Source organism: Streptomyces sp. NPDC059832 (genome assembly GCF_042731715.1).
Classification (GTDB): Bacteria; Actinomycetota; Actinomycetes; order Streptomycetales; family Streptomycetaceae; genus Streptomyces.
Genome location: NZ_JBHWIY010000097.1, coordinates 1 through 3,458 on the forward strand (window position 1 = coordinate 1; position 3,458 = coordinate 3,458).

Genomic DNA, 3,458 nt, shown 5'->3' on the forward strand with positions numbered 1-3,458 from the left:
GCCTGTCAGGGCGGGGCCGGAGCGGTGAAGAACGTGATCGGCGCGCACCTGTTCCTGGAGCGCGACGGCCGTACTCTGCTTGGTCGGCGCCATCCGGATGTGGAGTTCGCGGGTGGCGTGTGGCATGCCCTGGCAGGTCATGTGGAGTGGGAGAGCGTTCGCGCGTGCCTGATCAGGGAGGCATTTGAGGAGGCCGGGATCATCGTCGAGCCCGCAGATCTCACTCTGGTGCATACCGTGCACCTGCTCGACGATGGCGAGAACGCCGAACCCCGGATCCAGCTGTTCCTCCGGGCGAGCCGGTGGTCCGGGGAGCCGGAGGTCCGCGAGCCCGACAGATGCACGGCCTGGCAGTGGTGGCCGCTGGACGGTCTGCCGGACCTGATGGTCGGCTACACCCGTGCCGCGATCGAAGGCATCCTCGCGGGCACCGCGTACACCGAGCTCGGCTGGGCACCCGCAGTGCCTGCCACCGGTGGCAGGCACTGCGGTGCAAGCTGAATCCGGCGCGGCCGGCTCGGTGACCGAGGGCCGGCCCATCGGTACGGCATCGGCGCGCCGGGCGTTGGTCGAACGTCTGCAAGCCGACGGGATATTGACCGATCCACGCCTGCGGGACGCGCTGTCGCGCCTGGACCGCGGCGTGCTGATGCCACGGGCGTACGTACGGCGTAGTGAACAGGGCAGTGAGCCGGTGGTGTGGGAGCTGCTGGACGGAGCACATCCCAAGGACCAGGCGGAGTGGCTGGAGCTCGTGTACTCGGGCGAGTCGGTCCTGGTCCAGCGTGACGGTGAACGGTTTGAGGGTCAGGTCCGTGGCGTCGTGAGCGGGGGGCGAATGACGGCGATGTCGACGTTCACCCCGTACACCGTGGAAGTCCTTCAACGGATGCGGATCGACGCCGGGCACAGGTTCCTGGACCTCGGGACCGGTCCGGGTGTCTCGCTCGCGCTCGCCGCGGCGCTCACCGGGCCCGGGCGGGCGTTCGGAGTCGAACGGGACGAACGCATGGCCGCGTTCGCACAGAAGTCTCTCGACCGGGTCGGCGTCGGCGCGAGGGTGGTGGCCGGCGACGCACTCGACGGGCACGCTCCGCAGGCGCCGTTCGACCGGATCCATTCCGGGATCGGCGTGCCGTGCCTGCCGTCGGCGTGGGTGGACCAGCTCGCTCCTGGCGGGCGGCTACTGACCACGCTGGCAACGCGGACGCCGAGCTGGCCGGGGCACTGCCTGGTGACGCGCACGACGGGAGGGCACGTCGAAGCCGTCCTGAAAGGCGGACCTCGCGGCCACCGCCCCCTGCACGGATACACCTGGCTCACCGCCCAGCACCATCTCCAGCAGATCGCGAACAGCCCCGGGAAGAGACGCCCCACCGCTTTCGCTCCGCCCCCGGATCACGCGTACGGGTTCTGGCTGGCTGCCGCCTACCTCGTTCCCGGGGTGGTGCGGCACTTCCAGGCCGACACACTCACCGTGGTGGCCCCCGAGGAGAACTCCTGGGCCGTGGCCGGTCCCGGTGACGGCACCGTCCGTGTTCATGGTCCGCGCGATGTGTGGGCCGAACTGGATCACGTCCACGGCCTCTGGATGCGGGCCGGATCCCCCGCGGCCTTCCACATCGACGTCCCGGACGACGGCGCCCAGCAGCACGTCACTTCCGGAACCGGCACCGCCGCCCTCAGATGGGAACTGCCTGCCCTCTCCGTCACGCCATGACAGCACACCCGCACTGCACTTCCCGCATGGAAAGAGGTTCTGTGACCTTGTTCGACTCGGCGGCCGACTATGCCCGCTACCGCCCGGGAATTCCCGACGAAGCCGTCCGGATCCTCAGCGAGAGCCTGGACGGCTTCGACCGGCCGACCCTGCTGGATCTCGGTTCAGGCACCGGGCAGGTCCCGGTCGCCCTGCTGCCCGCCGTTCCCGGAATCACCCGCGTCGACCTTGTCGACCCAGACAGCGACATGCTCCGCACTGCCGCCGAGCAGCTCCGGCCACTGCACGGACAAGCGACCGTGGCCTTCCACACTGTCCCCGCGGAGACGTTCTCCGCGCCGGTCGGCGGATACCAAGCTGATCTGGTCACCTGTGCCCGGGCCTTCCACTGGCTGGACCGCCCAGCGGCCTTGAGAATGGCCGACCGGGTCACCAGCCCCACAGCCGCGGTGGCAGTCATGGGCGACGGAAGCCTGTGGACGTACGAGGCGCACTGGACCGCAGCCCTGAAGGCGCTGATCCAGTCCTACCTCGGTGACGGGCGGCGGGCCGGCACGACCGGGACATACACCGAACCGCGCAGCCGCTACGAGGACGACCTCGCCGATTCCGCTTTCAGCAAGGTCACCGAGCACCGCTTCGCTGTCCGCCGCACGTGGACACCCGACCAGGTCGTCGGCTACCTGCGCAGCACCAGCTTCGCCCACCCCTCCCTGTTCGATGAACCCGGTACCCCACCCGGTCTGGCCGGCCGCCGGCATGCGCGGTTCGAACAGGAAGCGCGCGGGCTCCTGGAGGGTTACGTGCACGGCGAAGGGCTGGTCGAGGACGCCGTATTCACCGTGCTCCTCGCCCGCCGCGGCGGTGCGGCGTGAGCACGGGGCGGCACACCGAGCCGCTGGATGTCCACCTGATCCTGCGCCGCGACGGCGCAGCGGGCCCGGAGGTCTTGTTGTCCCGCCGCGCCGGAACCGTCTACGCGGCGGGACTCTGGCACTTCCCGTCCGGGCATTTGGACGGTGCTCACGAGGACGCCGTGACGGCGCTCGTTCGCGAGGCCCGGGAGGAGACCGGCCTGATCATTGACCCGGCCGATGTCCGCTTCGCTGTCACGGTGCACCACCGTGCTCCCAGTGGCGGAGCCCGGGTCGGCATGTTCTTCGAGGTCCGCGCGTGGCAGGGCACACCCCGCATTCTTGAGCCGGCGGTGTGCGACGCGATGGACTGGTTCCCTTTCGATGCCCTTCCGGCGCCCATGGTTGCCTACTGCCGGGCCGGGCTCGACACATACCGCAGTGGCCAGCTGATGGCCGTGCACTTCCAGGACCCTGGTGACCCGATCCCCTACCTCCCTGAAGCAGACCGGTACCGCCCTGTTCAGGCCGTCGTCCCGGGGCAGGCCGGTCCGGACGCTGGGGAGCGTCAGTTCACCCCGGGCCCACGACCGATCGTGGGCAGTGAAGTGACCCGGCTTGTCGTCGTTCGGGGGAACTCGGCGTCAGGCAAGTCCTCGGTCGCGGCGGGTATCCGCGACCGGTTCGGCCGCGGCCTGGCTGTGGTCGGGCAGGACAACCTGCGAAGGATCGTGCTGAGGGAGCGTGATGTGCCTGACGGCGCCAACATCGGGCTGATCGACACGGTCGCCCGCTACGCGCTAGACGCGGGCTACCACGTGGTGATCGAAGGGATTCTGTACGCCGACCGGTACGGCGACATGCTCGCGGGACTGCTCTGCGAC

The 3,458-nt window shown here is 69.7% G+C and carries 3 protein-coding genes and 2 pseudogenes; all 5 read left to right on the forward strand.

What is annotated here, in order from left to right; all coding sequences use genetic code 11:
• Nucleotides 1–24 precede the first annotated feature (24 nt).
• Nucleotides 25–501: an NUDIX domain-containing protein gene (locus ACFV8T_RS45400; protein ID WP_385339747.1), complete on the forward strand. Its 477-nt coding sequence runs from the start codon at nt 25–27 to the stop codon at nt 499–501.
• Entirely contained in the window at nt 491–1,720 is a 1,230-nt protein-coding gene (locus ACFV8T_RS45405; RefSeq protein WP_385339742.1) for a methyltransferase domain-containing protein, read from the forward strand. The genes ACFV8T_RS45400 and ACFV8T_RS45405 overlap by 11 nt, the downstream gene beginning before the upstream one ends.
• Nucleotides 1,721–1,761: 41 nt before the next feature.
• On the forward strand, nt 1,762–2,595 hold the full coding sequence (locus ACFV8T_RS45410) for a class I SAM-dependent methyltransferase (protein ID WP_385339744.1): 834 nt from the start codon (nt 1,762–1,764) through the stop codon (nt 2,593–2,595).
• Nucleotides 2,592–2,963: pseudogene (locus ACFV8T_RS45415) on the forward strand (NUDIX domain-containing protein); the annotation flags it as partial. The gene ACFV8T_RS45410 and the pseudogene ACFV8T_RS45415, both read left to right, overlap by 4 nt.
• A gap of 204 nt (nt 2,964–3,167) precedes the next feature.
• Nucleotides 3,168–3,458, forward strand: a pseudogene (locus tag ACFV8T_RS45420) (kinase); the annotation flags it as partial.